General features: G+C 66.7%; 14 protein-coding genes. 7 read left to right on the top strand and 7 right to left on the bottom strand.

Features of this window, described 5'->3' with window-relative positions; genetic code table 11:
- The first annotated feature begins 373 nt into the window (after positions 1 to 373).
- Entirely contained in the window at positions 374 to 1,966 is a 1,593-nt protein-coding gene (purH, locus tag ABS88_RS19015) for a bifunctional phosphoribosylaminoimidazolecarboxamide formyltransferase/IMP cyclohydrolase (RefSeq protein WP_286750293.1), read from the top strand.
- A 214-nt stretch (positions 1,967 to 2,180) separates the two neighbouring features.
- Entirely contained in the window at positions 2,181 to 2,831 is a 651-nt protein-coding gene (locus ABS88_RS19020) for a YqaA family protein (protein WP_067113185.1), read from the top strand.
- Between the two features lie 152 nt (positions 2,832 to 2,983).
- Here the strand turns inward: ABS88_RS19020 and ABS88_RS19025 are convergent, their stop codons facing one another.
- The 6 genes from ABS88_RS19025 to ABS88_RS19050 form a co-directional block, all read right to left on the bottom strand.
- Entirely contained in the window at positions 2,984 to 3,532 is a 549-nt protein-coding gene (locus tag ABS88_RS19025) for a VOC family protein (protein WP_067186103.1), read from the bottom strand.
- A complete protein-coding gene (hppD, locus tag ABS88_RS19030; RefSeq protein ID WP_286750294.1) occupies positions 3,529 to 4,620 on the bottom strand; it encodes a 4-hydroxyphenylpyruvate dioxygenase in 1,092 nt (363 codons plus the stop codon). Before hppD ends, ABS88_RS19025 begins: the two co-directional genes overlap by 4 nt.
- A 160-nt stretch (positions 4,621 to 4,780) precedes the next feature.
- The gene (locus ABS88_RS19035) at positions 4,781 to 6,664 is read right to left on the bottom strand and encodes an ABC-F family ATP-binding cassette domain-containing protein (RefSeq protein ID WP_212598449.1); all 1,884 of its coding nucleotides are present in this window, start codon (positions 6,662 to 6,664) and stop codon (positions 4,781 to 4,783) included.
- 66 nt (positions 6,665 to 6,730) lie between these two features.
- The gene (locus tag ABS88_RS19040) at positions 6,731 to 8,275 is read right to left on the bottom strand and encodes a DHA2 family efflux MFS transporter permease subunit (RefSeq protein WP_286750295.1); all 1,545 of its coding nucleotides are present in this window, start codon (positions 8,273 to 8,275) and stop codon (positions 6,731 to 6,733) included.
- 66 nt (positions 8,276 to 8,341) lie between these two features.
- The gene (locus tag ABS88_RS19045) at positions 8,342 to 9,499 is read right to left on the bottom strand and encodes an HlyD family secretion protein (protein ID WP_502686165.1); all 1,158 of its coding nucleotides are present in this window, start codon (positions 9,497 to 9,499) and stop codon (positions 8,342 to 8,344) included.
- Positions 9,496 to 10,917: an efflux transporter outer membrane subunit gene (locus ABS88_RS19050; protein WP_286750297.1), complete on the bottom strand. Its 1,422-nt coding sequence runs from the start codon at positions 10,915 to 10,917 to the stop codon at positions 9,496 to 9,498. Before ABS88_RS19050 ends, ABS88_RS19045 begins: the two co-directional genes overlap by 4 nt.
- A gap of 52 nt (positions 10,918 to 10,969) precedes the next feature.
- Between ABS88_RS19050 and ABS88_RS19055 the strand changes: the two genes are divergently transcribed.
- Positions 10,970 to 11,686: a TetR/AcrR family transcriptional regulator gene (locus ABS88_RS19055; RefSeq protein WP_082737478.1), complete on the top strand. Its 717-nt coding sequence runs from the start codon at positions 10,970 to 10,972 to the stop codon at positions 11,684 to 11,686.
- Between the two features lie 24 nt (positions 11,687 to 11,710).
- Positions 11,711 to 11,890, top strand: coding sequence for a hypothetical protein (locus ABS88_RS19060; RefSeq protein ID WP_286750298.1), 180 nt, complete (start codon positions 11,711 to 11,713; stop codon positions 11,888 to 11,890).
- Between the two features lie 9 nt (positions 11,891 to 11,899).
- Here the strand turns inward: ABS88_RS19060 and ABS88_RS19065 are convergent, their stop codons facing one another.
- The gene (locus ABS88_RS19065) at positions 11,900 to 12,433 is read right to left on the bottom strand and encodes a helix-turn-helix domain-containing protein (protein ID WP_286750299.1); all 534 of its coding nucleotides are present in this window, start codon (positions 12,431 to 12,433) and stop codon (positions 11,900 to 11,902) included.
- A gap of 69 nt (positions 12,434 to 12,502) precedes the next feature.
- Between ABS88_RS19065 and ABS88_RS19070 the strand changes: the two genes are divergently transcribed.
- From ABS88_RS19070 to ABS88_RS19080, 3 genes are all read left to right on the top strand, one after another.
- A complete protein-coding gene (locus tag ABS88_RS19070; RefSeq protein WP_286750300.1) occupies positions 12,503 to 14,638 on the top strand; it encodes a fimbria/pilus outer membrane usher protein in 2,136 nt (711 codons plus the stop codon).
- Between the two features lie 9 nt (positions 14,639 to 14,647).
- Complete coding sequence (locus ABS88_RS19075; RefSeq protein WP_286750301.1) at positions 14,648 to 15,565, top strand: hypothetical protein; 918 nt, start codon at positions 14,648 to 14,650, stop codon at positions 15,563 to 15,565.
- A 126-nt stretch (positions 15,566 to 15,691) separates the two neighbouring features.
- Entirely contained in the window at positions 15,692 to 16,105 is a 414-nt protein-coding gene (locus ABS88_RS19080; protein ID WP_286750302.1) for a hypothetical protein, read from the top strand.
- Positions 16,106 to 16,545 lie beyond the last annotated feature (440 nt).

The raw sequence follows: 16,545 nt of genomic DNA on the forward strand, positions 1-16,545 counted from the left end.
GCAGTCGAGACACCCATCAGCGTGGCGCAAGGCCGATGCGTGTCTCGACTGCGCTCGACACGAACGGATAAGGGGCGTTGCAGATTTATGGCACGCCGCTCTAGCCACTCCGTTCGTGCTGAGCTTGTCGAAGCACCGTCCTTCTCCTTGCAGCGCTGAAAGAAAGAACGGCCTTTCGACAAGCTCAGGGCGACCGGGTCGGATTTATGGCTTGCCGGTCCAGCAAACGACATAAAGGCCTTCCATTTTCTTCTGCGCCCCTGCGCGAATTTCCTTCTCCGCGCCGCCACCTGATACTTCCAAAACCTTGCCCAACGGCGATCACGGGCCTAGGGCGACGGCGACTCCTTCCATCCCCTGCCGAGGCTCCCCCATGACCGATCTCGTTCCCGTCCGCCGTGCGCTCCTTTCCGTCAGCGACAAGGCGGGTCTCGCCGATCTGGCCGCCGCGCTCGGCCGTCATGGGGTCGAGCTGGTGTCGACCGGCGGCACCGCAAAGGCGCTGCGCGACGCGGGGCACGCGGTCCTCGACGTCGCCGACCTCACCGGCTTTCCCGAGATGATGGACGGGCGCGTCAAGACGCTGCATCCGACCGTGCACGGCGGCATCCTCGCGGTGCGCGACGACGCCGCTCACGTCGCCGCGATGGACGCGCACAGCATCGGCGGCATCGACCTGGTCGTCGTCAACCTCTACCCCTTCGCCGCCACCGTCGCGAAAGGCGCGCCGCGCGAGGAGATCATCGAGAATATCGACATCGGCGGACCGGCGATGGTGCGGTCGGCGGCGAAGAACCACGCCTTCGTCGGCATCGTCACCGAGCCCGAGGATTATGCCGCGCTGATCGCGGAACTGGACGCCAACGACGGTGCGACCACCCTCGCTCTGCGCAAGCGGCTCGCCGCGACCGCCTTTGCCCATACCGCGACCTATGACGGGATGATCGCGCAGTGGTTCGCCTTCGCCGACCAGGGCAAGCTATTCCCCGACACGCTGCCGCTGACCGCGACGCTGTCGGCCGAACTGCGCTATGGCGAAAATCCGCACCAGCAGGCGGCGCTCTACCTTCCCGCCGGCCCCGCCGCGCGCGGTATCGCGCAGGCCGAGCAGGTGCAGGGCAAGGCGCTCAGCTACAACAACATCAACGACGCCGACGCCGCGCTCGACCTTGTCGCCGAGTTCCGCGAGGCCGACCCGACCTGCGTCATCGTCAAGCATGCCAATCCGTGCGGCGTCGCGACCGCTGCGACGCTGACCGCGGCGTGGGACGCGGCGCTCGCCTGCGACAGCGTCTCGGCCTTCGGCGGCATCGTCGCGCTCAACCGGCCGCTCGACGGCGCGACGGCGGAAGCGATCGCCAGCATCTTCACCGAGGTGGTCGTCGCCCCCGACGCCGACGCCGACGCGCGCGCGATCTTCGCGAAGAAGAAGAATCTGCGCCTGCTGCTGACCGGCGAACTGCCCGACCCGGCGCGCGGCGGCCTGATGATGAAGACGATCGCCGGCGGCTGGCTCGCGCAGACCCGCGACAACGGCCGGATCACGAAGGACGATCTGAAAGTCGTCACGACGCGCACGCCGAGCGACGCAGAACTCGCCGACGCGCTGTTCGCCTGGACGATCGCCAAGCATGTGAAGTCGAACGCCATCGTCTATGCCAAGGGCGGCGCGACCGCGGGTATCGGCGCGGGGCAAATGAACCGCCGCGATTCGTCGCGCATCGCCGCCGTCCGCGCGCGCGAGGCGGCCGAGGCGAACGGCTGGAGCGAACCCCGCACCGTCGGCAGCGCGGTCGCCAGCGACGCCTTCTTCCCCTTCGCCGACGGCCTGATCTCCGCCGCCGAGGCCGGGGCGACCTGCGTGATCCAGCCGGGCGGCTCGATCCGCGACGACGAGGTGATCGCCGCCGCGAACGAGGCGGGGCTGGCGATGCTGTTTACCGGGATGCGGCATTTCAGGCATTGATTCCGCAGGAAGATCGTCGCCCCGGCGCAGACCGGGGCCGCTATCGTCCTTGTTCGGGCGTCGAAGAGCAAACCGCCAGCGGCCCCGGCTTTCGCTGGGGCGATGGGGCGTGCTTGGGGGTTTATTTCGCCCGTCGCGAACGGCATAGGGAGGCGGTGGTCATCCTGACCCGGCAACAAGGACCAGCATGACCGCCGTCCCCCGCAACAAGTCCATGATCCAGAATCTCTATGCTTGGACCATGGAGAAATCGGCGCATCCGCACGCCGAATATTGGCTGGCGCTGGTCGCCTTCGTCGAGGCGAGCTTCTTTCCGATCCCGCCGCATCCGATGCTCGGGCTGATGTGCCTCGCCGAACCGAGGAAAGCGGTGCGCTATGCGCTGATCTGCACCCTCGCCTCGGTCGCGGGCGGGTGCTTCGGCTATGGGATCGGCTATTTCCTGTATGAGAGCGTCGGGCTGTGGCTGCTCGCGGCGCTGGGACTCACCGACAGTTTCCCGGCAGCCGCCTGCTACCTGCGCGATTACGGGGCGGAGATCATCCTGGTGAAGGGGGCGACGCCGATCCCGTTCAAGCTGCTGACGATCACCGCCGGCTTCATCCACATGAACCCGTTCACCTTCCTGTGGGCGAGCCTGGCCAGCCGGGCCTTTTCCTTCATGCTGGTCGGCATCCTGTTCCGGCTGTTCGGGGCGCCGATCAAGGCATTCATCGACAAATATCTCGCCTGGGTCGCGGGCGCATTCCTCGTCGCGGTGGTCGCCGGCTTCCTGGTCATCGGCGCCCTGTCGGGCGGTGGCGACAAGACCGCCGACAAATGCAGCGGCGCGACGTTCGAAAGCATCGGGCTGGACCGGAAATAAGGCCGCGAGTAGCTGTCATATCTCTCCCCTCCCGCTTGCGGGAGGGGTCGAGGGTGGGCCAGCAGCGGTGCAATGGCCCACCCCGCTGCGAGTAGCAAGCAAGCTCGCAACTCTCGCTGCCCCTCCCGCAGGCGGGAGGGGAAGAAGGAAACCTACTCGTTCACGGGCGGCTGATGCAGCCAGTCGGCGTGGCGCGGCGCCTTCTTCGTCCGGCTCCATTCGTCGAGCATCAGCGGCGCGACGCGGCGCAGTTCGGCATATTGTTCGTCGGTACCGATGTCGCACGCCAGTTCGATGCGGTGGCCGTTGGGGTCAAAGAAATAGATCGACCGGAAGATGCCATGGTGCGTCGGCCCGAGCACGTCGACGCCATGAGCCTCGAGATGCGCCTTCGCCGCGACCAGTTCGTCATGGCTGCCGACCTTGAACGCCAGATGCTGGACCCACGCCGGGGTGTTTTCGTCGCGGCCCATGTCGGGCTGGTTCGGCAATTCGAAGAAGGCAAGGACATTGCCGCCCCCCGCGTCGAGGAAGACGTGCATGTAGGGATCATATTCGCCGGTCGACGGCACATGATCCTCGGCGAAGGCGGTGGTGTAGGTCATGCCGAGCATGCGCTCGTACCATTCGACCGTCTCCTTCGCGTCCTTGCAGCGATAGGCGGCATGGTGGACGCCGCCGAGTTTGATCGGGCTCGTCATTCGGCAGGCTCCTTTGCGACATCGAGCGCGCCGCGGCGAATCTGGTCGAGTTCCATCGACTTGAACAGCGCGGTGAAATTGCCTTCGCCGAAGCCTTCGTCCTTCTTGCGCTGGATGAATTCGAAGAAGACCGGGCCGATCACCGTCTGGCCGAAAATCTGGAGCAGCAGCCGCGGATCGCCTTCCCGCGTCGAACCGTCGAGCAATATGCCGCGTGCCTTCAGTTCCTCGACCGGCTCGCCATGGCCGGGCAGCCGTTCGGCGAGCAGTTCGTAATAGGTTTCCGGCGGCGACGGCGCGAAAGGATTGCCGAGCGCGGCGAGCTTGTCCCACGCGGCATAGAGGTCGTCGCAGGCGAAGGCGATGTGCTGGATGCCCTCGCCGTTATAGGCGCGCAGATATTCCTCGATCTGGCCGCCGCCGCCAGCACCCTCCTCGTTGAGCGGGATGCGGATCTTGCCGTCGGGCGCGGTCATCGCCTTCGAGGTCAGGCCGGTATATTCGCCCTTGATGTCGAAATAGCGGATCTCGCGGAAGCCCGCGATGCGCTCGTAGAACGCCGCCCAATGCGCCATCCGCCCGCCGTAGACATTGTGCGTCAGGTGATCGATCACCTTGAGCCCCGCACCTTCGGGATGGCGGTCGACGCCGTCTTCATAGACGAAATCGATGTCGTAGATGCTGAGGCCGTCGCCGTAACGGTCGATCAGATAGATGATCGACCCGCCGATGCCGCGTATGGCGGGCAGGCGCAATTCCATCGGCCCGGTGCGCACCTCGACCGGCTCGGCACCGCGCGCGATCGCTTCGGCATAGGCTTTCGCCGCATCGCGGCAGCGCCACCCCATGCCGCATGCCGACGGGCCATGTTCGGCGGCGAAATAGGCGGCGGGCGAGCGCGGCTCGTAATTGGCGATCAGGTTGATGTCGCCCTGCCGCCACAATATCACGTCCTTCGAGCGATGATGCGCAATCTGCGTGAAGCCCATGCGTTCGAACACCGGCTCGAGAATCCCCTTCTCGGGCGCCGAGAATTCGACGAATTCGAAGCCGTCGAGCCCCAGCGGATTTTCGAACAGATCGGCCATGGTCCATCCCTTATGGTTACAATTGAAACCATTATGATGGGCGGCGGCGGGGGAGTCAATGCGGGGCTTTTATGATGGTGGCGTCGTTTGAAAGCAGCGTGAGCTTTCCTTCTCTGCGGCCCCTGCGCCAAATGGCTGAACGGCGGCGCGACCCGACCCGTCAGGCCGCCGCCGTTTCGATCGCCTCCAGCGCCTCCATCCAGGCCGCCTCGACACTTTCGAGTTCGGCGGCGAGCTTGCCGCGACGCTGCGCGAGGTCGCCCATCGTCAGCTTGGCGAGCGCGGGATCGGCGCTCGCGGGGTCGAACATCGCGCGGTCGATCGCCGAAATTCGCGCCGAAAGCCTGGCCGCCTGCGCTTCGAGGTCCTTCGCCGACTTGCGCAGCGCCGCCTGCGCCTCGCGCGCCTTTGCCGCTTCCTGCCGCGCCAGCTTTGCGTCCTTCGGCTTCGCCGGCGCGGCCTTCGCCTCGTCGGCTGCGCCCCTGCCGAGGATGAAGGCGACATAATCGTCGATGCTGCCGTCGAAATCGCGCGCCGTGCCGCCGTCGACGAGCACCAGCCGGTCGGCCGACAGTTCGAGCATGTGACGGTCGTGGCTGACGATCAGCACCGCGCCGTCATAGCCGTTCAGTGCCTGCACCAGCGCCTCGCGCGCGTCGACGTCGAGGTGGTTGGTCGGTTCGTCGAGGATCAGCAGATGTGGCGCCTCGCGCGTGATCAGCGCCAGCGCCAGCCGCGCGCGCTCGCCGCCCGACAGCTTGGCTACCTCGGTCGTCGCCCGGTTTCCCGAAAATCCGAAGCGCCCGAGCTGCGCGCGCACCGCGCCGGGCGTCTTGCCCGCCATCACGCGCGTCATGTGACCGAGCGGCGTGTCGGCGCCGTCGAGCTCCTCGACCTGATACTGGGTGAAATAGCCGACGCGCATCTTGCCCGACGCGGCCATAGCGCCGTCCATCGGCTGAAGCTGCGCCGCGAGCAGCCGCGCGAGCGTCGTCTTGCCGTTGCCGTTGCGTCCCAGCAGCGCGATGCGGTCGTCGGGGTCGATGCGCAGGTTGAGCCGGCTCAGCACCGGCTCGCCCGGCGCATAGCCGACGCTGGCAAGATCGAGCGTGATCAGCGGCGGCTTCAGTTCGTCCGCCGGGCTTGGGAAATCGAACACCAAGCTCGGGTCCTCGGTAAGTGCGGCGATCGGCTGCATCCGCGCGAGCTGCTTGGCGCGCGACTGCGCCTGCTTCGCGGTCGAGGCGCGGGCGCTGTTGCGCGCGATATAGTCGACCAGCCGCGCCCGCTGCGCGTCCTGCGCCGCCTTCGCCGCCGCCAGCTGCGCCGCGCGCTCGGCGCGCTGGCGCTCGAACGCGTCGTAGCCGCCCGGATAGAGCGTGACCTTCCCCCCTTCCAGATGCAGGATATGATCGACGACATTGTTGAGCAGGTCGCGCTCGTGGCTGATCACGACGAGCTGCCCCGGATAGCTTCTGAGGAAGCTTTCGAGCCACATCGTCGCTTCGAGGTCGAGGTGGTTCGACGGCTCGTCGAGCAGCAGCAGGTCGGGGTTGGAGAAGAGCAGCGCCGCGAGCGCGACGCGCATCTTCCACCCGCCCGAAAAGCTGTCGAGCGGCTGCGCCTGCATCGCCTCGTCGAAACCCAGGCCGATCAGAATGCGCGCGGCGCGCGCGGGCGCCGTATAGGCGTCGATCGCGATCAGCCGCTCGTGGATGTCGCCGAGCCGGTCGGGATCACTCTCGGTCTCCGATGCCGCGAGCAGGGCGGCGCGTTCGCTGTCGGCGGCCAGCACGGTCTCGAACGGCGTCGCGGTGCCGCTCGGCGCCTCCTGCGCGATATAGCCGACGCGCGTGCGGCGCGGCATCTCGATCCCACCCTCGTCGGCCTCGATCTGGCCGATCATCGCCTTCATCAGTGTCGATTTGCCGGCGCCATTGCGCCCGATCAGCCCGGTCCGGCTCTTCGCCGGCAGGCTCGCGCTCGCGCGGTCGAGGATGGTGCGCCCGCCGAGGCGCACGGTAAGGCCGTTGATCGTCAACATGGGCGCGCCGCCTAGCATAGCCGGGCGGCCAACCCAAGCGGCTGGACGCCGCGGCGCCCACGCCTGTCAGTGCGACGCGCCCATCGACACGTGGCGGGGGCGCGGCGCGCACCAGACCGCAAGGGCGGCTATGATGAACACCGCGGCCGAGGCGAGGAAGATGTGGATGACGCCGATCGTCGCCGCCTGCACCTCGACCAGCCGGTCGAGCGCCGCGCGCGCCTGTTCGAAGGTCAGCCCGCCGCCCTGCAATATGTCCATGGCGCCAGCGGGATCGTTGAGCGCGGGCACGATCTCCGATCGCGAAACACGCGTCGAATCATCCCATGCGGTGGTCGCGACCGCCGTGCCGATCGCCCCGCTGAGCGTGCGCAGGAAGCTCATCAGCCCCGCCGCCGACGTCTGATCCTTTTCGGGGACCGAACTGAGCGCGAGCGCGGTCAGTCCGACGAAGAAGAAGGGCATGCCCATCCCCTGCAACAGGTGCGGCAGCGCGAGCGTCCAGTAATCGACGTCGGCGTTCCAGCCCGCGCGCAGGATCGACACGAAGGCCATCCAGACGATCCCGGCGGAGATGGAGATGCGGATGTCGATCTTGTCGATCGACGCCGCCGCGACCGGCGACAGCAGCACCGCGAACACGCCCAGCCAGGCGACGACATAGCCGGTGTCGGTCGCGGTATAGCCGACCATCTGCTGCAGCCACAAAGGCGTCAGCACGACTTGCGCGAAGAAGGCCCCGAAACCCAGCGATATCGCCAATGTCGCGAAGCTGAACCCGCGGAAGCGGAAGACGCGCAGGTCGACGACCGGGTTCGCGTCGGTGAATTCCCAGATGATGAAGGCGACGAAGCTGATCGCCGAGACGATCGCCAGCGCGACGATCCACGTCGATCCGAACCAGTCGTGCTCGCGGCCGGTGTCGAGCATGGTCTGGAAAGCGCCGACCGACACCACCAGCAGCACCAGGCCGATCACGTCGATCCGCGCCTTGACCCGCTTCGTCTCGAACGCGCCGAGCAGGCTGCCGACCCCGAAGGCGCAGAGCGCGACGACGGGCAGGTTGATGAAGAAGATCCACGGCCAGTTCCAATTGTCGCTGATCAGGCCGCCTAGGATCGGCCCGAGGATCGGCGCGGTGGTCGTCGTCATCGCCCAGATGGCGAGTCCGATCCCCGCCTTTTCCTTCGGGAAGATGCGGAGCAGCAATATCTGCGACAGCGGCATCAGCGGCCCGCCCGACAGCCCCTGCAGGATGCGGAAGAGGATCAGCGCGTCGAGCGTGCGCGACACGCCGCACAGGAAGGAGAACAGGCCAAAGCCCATGATCGAGATCAGGAACCAGCGCACGGTACCGAAGCGCGCCGCGAGCCAGCCGGTGAGCGGTACGCTGATCGCGTCGGCGACCGCATAGCTGGTGATGACCCACGTCCCCTGCGTCGGCGACACGGCGAGCCCGCCGGCGATATGCGGCACCGACACATTGGCGATGGTGCTGTCGAGCACCACGACGAAATTGGCGAGCGCCAGCGCGAACGCCGCGGCGAGCAGCCGCACGCCCTTCAGCGGTTGCGGCTCGGCCGGAAGCGATGCGGTGGCGGCGCTGGCCATATTATCGTCCCGCCCCGAACCTCGTCATGGAAAGCGAAGCGAAGTCATGTCGAAGGCGTCCGAGCATCAATCGTCCCCGCGCGTGTCGATCGTCGCTTCCATCGACAGGCCGACGCGCAGCGGGTGCTTGCGCAGCTGCGCGGCGTCGAGCGCGATGCGCACCGGCAGGCGCTGTACCACCTTCACCCAGTTGCCCGTCGCATTCTGCGCCGGGATCAGCGAAAAGGCCGCGCCGGTGCCGCCCGCGATGCCGACCACCTTGCCGCGATAGACGACGTCGCCGCCATAATAGTCGGAGGTCAGCTCGACCGGCTGGCCGATGCGGATGCGCCGGAACTGGCTTTCCTTGAAATTGGCGTCGACATAGGCGGTGTCGATCGGGACCACGACCATGATCGGCGCGCCCGCGGCGATCCGCTGGCCGACCTGCACCTGCCTGTTGGTGACGATGCCGTCGACCGGCGCGCGGATCACCGTGCGTTCGAGGTCGAGCCGCGCCTTGTCGAGCCGCGCCTGCGCCGCCGCGACGTCGGGGGCGGTGTCGATCGTCGTGCCGCGCACCACGGCTTCGGCCGCGCCGAGATCGCCGCTCGCCGAGCCGCGCGTCGCCTGCGCCGAGGTCACGCCCGCCGCGGCGAGGTCGCGCGCCGCCTGCGCCTGCTTGAGCGCCGCGCGCGCTGCTGTCAGTTCCTCGCCCGACACGGCGCCGGTCCCCGCGATACTCTCGCGCCGCGCCAGTTCGGCGCGCGCGCGCTCGACCGTCGCATCGGCGTCGCGCAGCCGCGCCTGTGCCTGCGAAATCTCGGCCCCGCGCGCCGCGACGCGCGCGCGCGCCGCATCGGCAGTCGCATCGGCCTGCCCGTAGCGCTGGCGCGCCTGCCGCAGCGCCGCTTCGGCATCGGCGACCGCCAGCCGTTGGTCGGCATCGTCGAGGATGACGAGGATATCGCCCTTTTTCACCGCCTGCGTGCCGCTGACGCGCACCGCCTTGACCGGGCCCGAGACAAGCGCGGTGACGGTGGCGCTGTCGGCGCCGACATAGGCATTGTCGGTCGAGACACGCCCCGCCTGCGTCAGAAAATACCAGATGCCCCACGCCGCCGCGATCGTCGCCACGACGATCAGCAGGATGCGCAGCAGTTTCCGGCGCTTGCCGAGCCGCGCCGCCTGCGCCTCGGCGGTTTCGGGCGCGTCGGGGGTAGCCGTGTCGTCGGCCATCGTCATTCTCCTGTTGGATGGACGGCGCGATAGCCGCCGCCGAGCGCGCGGATCAGCGCGACGTCGAGCGCGCGCTCACGCGCTTCCAGCTCCGCGACCGCGCGTCTGAGCGCGACCATGTCGTCCTCGGCGGTCAGTTGGGCGAGCTGGTTCGACAGACCGGCACGATAGCGCAGTCCGGCCAGCCGCGCCGCGTCGGCCGCCGCCTGCAGCGCCGCGCGGCGCTCGGCAAGCTGGCGCTCGGTCGCCGTGCGGCTGGCAGCGAGGTCGGCGATATCGCGCAGCGCATCGATCAGGGTGCGATCATAGCCGGCCACCGCTGCGTCATAATCCGCGCGCGCGCCGCGATACCGCCCCTCGATGCGCCCGCCGTCGAAGATCGGCAGGCTGATCGCCGCGCCGCCATTGCCATATTTCGACCCCGCGTCGAACAGGTTCGCGAGCCCCAGCGACTGGAAACCGACCAGCGCCGACAGGCTGATATTGGGATAATAGTCGGCGCGCGCGACGTCGATGCGCTTCGCCGCGGCTTCGGCGCGCAGCCGCGCCGCGACGATGTCGGGCCGGCGGCCGACGAGCGCGATCCCGGCATCGGCGGGAAGCCCCGTCGCGGGCGCGGCGAGCGTCGGACGCGCGATGCTCATCCCGCGATCGGGCCCCGCGCCGACGAGCGCCGCGAGCCGATGGCGGGTGAGCGCGATCGCTTCCTCGATCGCCGCGATGTCGCCGCGCGCGGCGGCGGCACGGCTTTCGGCCTGGCGCGCGCTCGCCTGGTTGTCGAGCCCGGCGCGCGCGCGGTCGGCCGACAGCGCCGCGCTCGCGGTGCGCACGCGCACGGCTTCGCGCGCGACGTCGAGCGCTTCGTGATGGGCGGCGAGGTCGGCATAGGCCGCCGCGATGCCGGTGGTCAGCATCAGCCGCGCCTGCGCCGCATCGACGCGCGCCGCCTCGGCTTCGGAGGTCGCCGCCGCCAGTGCGGCGCGGTTCCGGCCCCACAGGTCGAGGTCGAAGGACAAGGTCGCGGCGAGGTGGCCGGTGTCCTGAATGCCGTCGGGGACGAACTGCGGCGGAATGCCCATCGTCCGGCTCTGCTTCACGCCGCCGGCGCTGCCTTCGGCGCCGAGGCGCGGCAGCAGCGCCGCCCCCGCCTGCCGCGCCAGCGCATCGGCGGCGCGCACCCGCGCCGCGGCGGCGGCAAGGTCGGGCGATCCGGCGAGCCCCTCGGCGATCAGCGTATCGAGCTGCGCGTCGCCCCACGCGCGCCACCAGCCTTCGACCGGCCATTCGCCGTGCGCGTCGGCCAGACTGGCGCCCGACGCGAGCGAGTCGGCGGCGGCGACCTGTGGCCGCGGCCCCAGGTCGGGCGCCGCGCAGCCGGCGAGCAGGCCGAAAAGGGCCGTTGTCGTAACAAGGAAACGGGGCATGGCGTCCAACGATACTAGCTGGTATCGTGCGTCCATAATGGGAGGAGTCGAATTGTCAATCGAAATGATACCAGCCAGTACGGGACCCGCCGACGACGCGAGCGAGAAGCGCCGCCAGGCGTTCGTCGATACGGCGCGCGAAGCCTTTTTCGCCCACGGCTATGCCGGCACGACCATGTCGTCGATCGCGAGCAAGGTGGGCGGGTCGAAGACGACGCTCTGGACCTATTTCCCGTCGAAGGAGGAATTGTTCGAAGCGGTGGTCGACGATATCGTCCGCCAATATGGCGAGATGCTGCACATCGACCTGCCGGTCGACGAGGATGTCGTCGCGGTGCTGCGCCGCTTCGCCAATATCCTGGTCCCGACGCTGATGACCGATCCGCTGCTGTCGCTCTATCAGCTCGTGGTCGGCGAGGCGCGGCGTTTCCCGCATCTGGCCGAGGCTTTCTATGAGCGCGGGCCGCGGCGCGGCAAGGCGCGGCTCGCGGTGTGGATCGGCGAGAAGATGGAGCGGGGCGAGCTCAGGCGCGGCGATCCGCTGCGCGCGGTCCAGCATTTCACGGGCCTGTGCCAGAGCGGCTCCTATCAGTTCGCGGTGCTCAACCTTCCCGAGGCGCGGCGCTGCGACCGGGCGCGGGTGGCGGCCGAGATCGAGGGCGCGCTCGACACCTTCTGTCGCGCCTGGGGCCCCGAAAGCATGGGCATCGGCGCGCACGCCCTGTCCCAAAAGGCGACAGCTCCGTCGCGTGGCGATGCGAAGGCCTGAGGATTCCCGTGGTATCGAGGCGGCGTGGAACCGATTCGCGACGCCATCTATCATGAGCAACTGGCGCGCGTCGCGCGGCTGAAGGCCGACGCGAGCAGCGATCCCTTCCTCGCGCGGCGGCTCCGCGAAGCGGCGGTCCGGCATGAGCGTACGGCGCGCCGCCTGCGGCGCGAGGAGAGCGCGACTTCCGACGGAGGGAGTTGAAGCTTTCCCTTAAAGCTCGATCAGGATGCGGATGGAGGCAGCATCGACTCCCGCCGCGCGCGCGATGCGCTGGCGCGCGGTGGCGATCTCGGCCTTCAGCATGTCCATGTCCTCGGCCGCGGCTCGGCGGCTGGCCGCCTGCGCCGATGCCCGCAGGCCGACCATGGCGGCATCGCCGACGATCTCCTGTTCGGAAACGCGCAGCGCGGTCGCGAGCGCGTGCAGGCTTTTCCGGCGCGGCACGGTGGTGCCCTTTTCCCACGCCCAGACGCTCGGCTTGCTGAGCCCGGCCGCCCTGGCAAGGCCCGCAAGGCTCATCCCGCGCGCCTCGCGCAGGCGGCGCAGGCGCATGCCCAGCGGCTCGGCGGCGTCGGCGGCCACAGCCTCGCCCCCGTCGGCCGGATCGACATCGGACGGCAGGGGGTTGCGCAGGCGCGCGGCGCTCAGCACGGCGCGCGGCAGCGGCTGGCGGAAGCGGCAACCGAACAGTCGCTCGCTCTGCCACACGACCGAGGCGACCACCTCGCCCGCCTCGGGCAGCACAATGGTGAAATCCTGGCCCAGCAGCAGGTCGGCGGCGGTTTCGATTATGATCCCAGCACGCTTGCCGTCGTGGTCGTGGAGGTCAATGCCGAACAGCGCGCGATCGAAGACCTGTTCGCTCCGCCGCGCCCGGACCTCAACGACATCTCGCTGCAACCCGAAGGTTTTTCAGCTTTTCTGAATCTCAACGCCATCCAGACCCACGTCTGGGAAGCGAACGATCACCAGCCGCCGACTGTCAATTTCGACGGTGCGATACGGCTTGGCCGTTTCGTGTTCGAAGGCGACGCCCAGATCGGCGAGCGCGTCGGGCTGACCGACAGCAAATATCGGTTCACGCGCAATTATGCGCGGATCGTCATCGATCAGGCCGAAAATTACCGCCGCTGGTTCCTTGGGGACCTGGACACCGAAACGCGCGGTCTGCAATCCTACGTCCAGATGGGCGGCATCGGCGTCCTGCGCCAGCGTCGCCGCTTCAACGCCTTCCGATCCGCGATTCTGCAGGCCGATCGCCAACTCGTCCTGCAGCGCGAATCGACCGTGCGCTTCATGCGCAACGGCACATTGTATCGCGAAATGCGCCTGCAACCCGGCCGCTACGATTTCAGTTCGCTGCCGCTGATTTCCGGCAGCAACGACATACAGATTCAGGTGACCGACAACAGCGGCGCGGTACAGAACCTATCCTATCAGCAATATCTCGACCCGATCGACCTCGATCCGGGCGATTTCGAATATGGCGCTTATCTCGGGCCGGTCAGCAGAACCTTCGATGGCGCGCCCGATTATCGCGGACAGGTGGCGTTCTCCGGCTTTTTTCGTAAGGCATTTTTCGACGCGCCGGCGATAGGCGTGGGTCTTCAGGCGAGCAAGGACGTTCAGACGCTCACCGGACAGACGCAGTTCGTTCTTCGAAACGGCGGACGCATCCTGCTGGATGCAGGGGCGAGCCGTGCAAAATCCGTCGGTGGAGGTTTCGCGGGAGGTGTCGGCTACGAGCATTATTTTGATCATGGCAGTACGTCAGATACGCTTACGGTCCGCGGCGATTATTTCTCTCGGAACTACGCGACGCTAGGCAACGTCAGCGCTGTCAACACTTCGGCGCTGACGCTGACGACGCAATATACGCGAATGTTCAGCGAAAAGCTGATGGTCTCCACAAATGCGTCGTTTATCCGGGGACGTGGCGGTTACGGCAAGACATATCGTGTCGGATCGACCGCCTTTTATCGTTTCGACCGGAAATGGACGGTGCGGGGCGGGATTGACTATACACGCTATCCCAATAGCGGGGGGAACAGGGACGGCGTCAGTTTCATGATCGGATTGACCTTCCAGCCCGATTACCTTCGCCGTGCCGAGGCACGTTACGAGAGCCGGGATAATCTGGCAGAAGTTTCATATAACCAGAGCAGCCAGAACCTGATGAACAGCGTGGGCTTCGGCGGTGTCGCCGCTTATGAAGACGGACAGGTTCGGGCGCAGGGCTATGCCAATTATTCGGCAAACCGCTTCGAGGCGACCGTCAGCCACGCGACGTTCGGGCCCAACTTCTCCAGCTTTGCCGATGTCAACGCCACGACAGTCCGAGTGGGAACAACCATTGCCTATGCCGATGGCCTGCTTGGGATCGGTCGCCGTATCAACGACAGTTTCATGCTGCTCAAGCCCTATGACAACTTGGGGAAGCGCAGTGTCGTCGCCGGGCAATCGCTGGCGAAGAACGACTATATCGCGCGCAGCGGCGCGTTGGGGCCAGCCGTGTACAATTTTCTCGGCTCATATGTTCCGCAATCGGTGCAGTATGATGTGGAAGATGCACCGCCGGGCTATGACACCGGCGCCGGCGTCCTTCGCGTTAATCCACCCTATAAAAGTGGTTATGTAGCGCGGATCGGCACCGATGCGTTTGCGACAGCCATGGGCACGCTCGAATTGCCCGGTGGAAAACCGGTCTCGCTTGTCGGCGGTCGTGTTACGATGCTCGACGTTCGCGAAGGCGATGCTCCGAAGCCGATCCCCTTCTTCACCAACTCGGTCGGACGCTTCGCCGTGCCCAGCCTTACACCTGGTCGCCGTTATCTGGTCGAAACTTACGGCCCCCACGGCACGATCGACAAAGCATTCGAATTTACCGTCCCGATCGACACGGACGGCCTTGTCAAACTCGGGACCGTTTTTCCCGGCTCGAAGAATTAGGAGGCCATGATGCTTCGCCAATCCTTAACCATCGCAGCGGCGTTGACGGCTACATCGGTCTTTGCCCAGGCAAACACGCAGGCTCCGACACGAACTGATTGCCTCGTCCGGATAAGTGCTGCGCCTGCAGCATGGATGATTCGCAGCTATGACCCCTTCAGTGGTGAAGCGCCACAAGCGACATTCAACATCACTTTCATCAACGACGGCGGCGCCGAATGCCGCTTCACACCGCTCTTCGATCTGTCGCAGCCGCCCTTCGGCCTGTCGAAGGGGGCCGGCAAGGCGATCGGCTATCAACTCGTCAACCTGACCGATTCGCAGAATGTGACGCCATGGGCGGGGCGTTCGCTCATCACCCCGTCAACACATCAGCTAGTCCTAGCGCCCAACGAATCGAAGACATTGCTCTACAAACTCGTCGCCAATCCGGCGGGGGTGCCCGAGGCGGGCACCTTTACGCAGGATGTGACGATCGAGGCGCAGGGGCAGGGTTTTACCTCGTTCGGCGGCACGCGGCTAGTGCTGGGACTCGAAGTTCTGCCGTCAGCGCGGATCGGCTTGGCCGGGGCTTATTCGATGAACAAGGGACAGGCCGTCGTCGACCTCGGTGAACTGCGTACCGGGCTCGTGCAAACGCCGCTCCAGTTGCGGGTGAACAGCACCGGTTCCTACGACTTGCAGGTCGTCTCGTCCAATTCAGGCAAGCTGCGCCTAGGATCGACCGACTGGACCGTTCCCTACACGATCTCGATCGGGGGGCATGCAGTCAACCTCTCCGGGGCCGGTCTGTTAGCGGGACCAACCGGCACCGGCTATCGTAGCGATTCGGCACCGCTGCCAATCCAGTTCGTGATCGGCGACGTGAGCGATCGGCGCGCCGGCACCTACAGCGACGTGATCTCGATTTCCGTCACCGCGCGCTGAGCTCTCTCTACCACTCGCCGTGCGATGCCCTCGCGCCGCGCAGGCGCGGCGGCGCTTAACCGATTCTTAGATTTGCGTCGCTAACACCACCCTACGCTTCGGCCAGTTCGGCGGAAAGGGTGGCGAATGAGACGCAAATTTTCGATGGGCCTCGCGGGCCTGATACTTGTTGCGGCGCCGACGACCGCGCTCGCCGCCTCTTACGGCTTCAACCTCTTTGCGCGGGTGGCGGTTCACTGTACCGTCAACCATCAGCCCACCGGGTTCGGCGCGATCCAGGGCGACGCCGTATCGCTTGGCATGTTCCGCGAATATTGCAACGCGCCGGGCGGCTATGAGCTCGTCGTCACCTATGCGCCCGGAACGCTGGTCGGCACCCGCCTGATCGCCGGCAACGACGAGATCCTGCTCAACGGTTCGGGACAGGCCGTGCTCAGCCGCGCGCAGGGCCCGCGCGTCCAGGAACGGCCGATCGCCGCGGTGCCGGGCGGCAACGGGTTCGATTCGGATCATCTGGACCTCCAGATCATTCCGAGCTGAGCCTCGACCGCCGCACGTCCGGAACGGGCGCGTCCTTTTCAGGCATAGCGCAGATTTGAGTGATGCGGCCGCGCGCCCTTTGTCCGCTCGCTACAGCAATTCGTCACCGGAAACGAATGCCGATCACTCCGCGAGCGGCGCGGTCGATGAGGATCACGTCGTACAAGCAAACCATCGGTTCTGCTCATATGAATTGGACGCTCGACCGCACCGAAGATGCTGCGACCACATGGCATACAATCTGCTGGCACGGCCACGCTCCGCTCGAGGGGAATGGCAACTACGATCCGCTCCAAGCCTCCGGAATCCATCCGTGCATGCAAAATCGATGGCGGAGCAGCGTAGCCATCCGGTGAAGGCCGCGGATCCGCTATGATTGTTCGGCAATGAGGTTGATGAGGCATTCGATGCCGTCAGGCGTGAAGGCCATGGCGCCGCCG

This window comes from Sphingopyxis sp. SCN 67-31 (genome assembly GCF_001725095.1).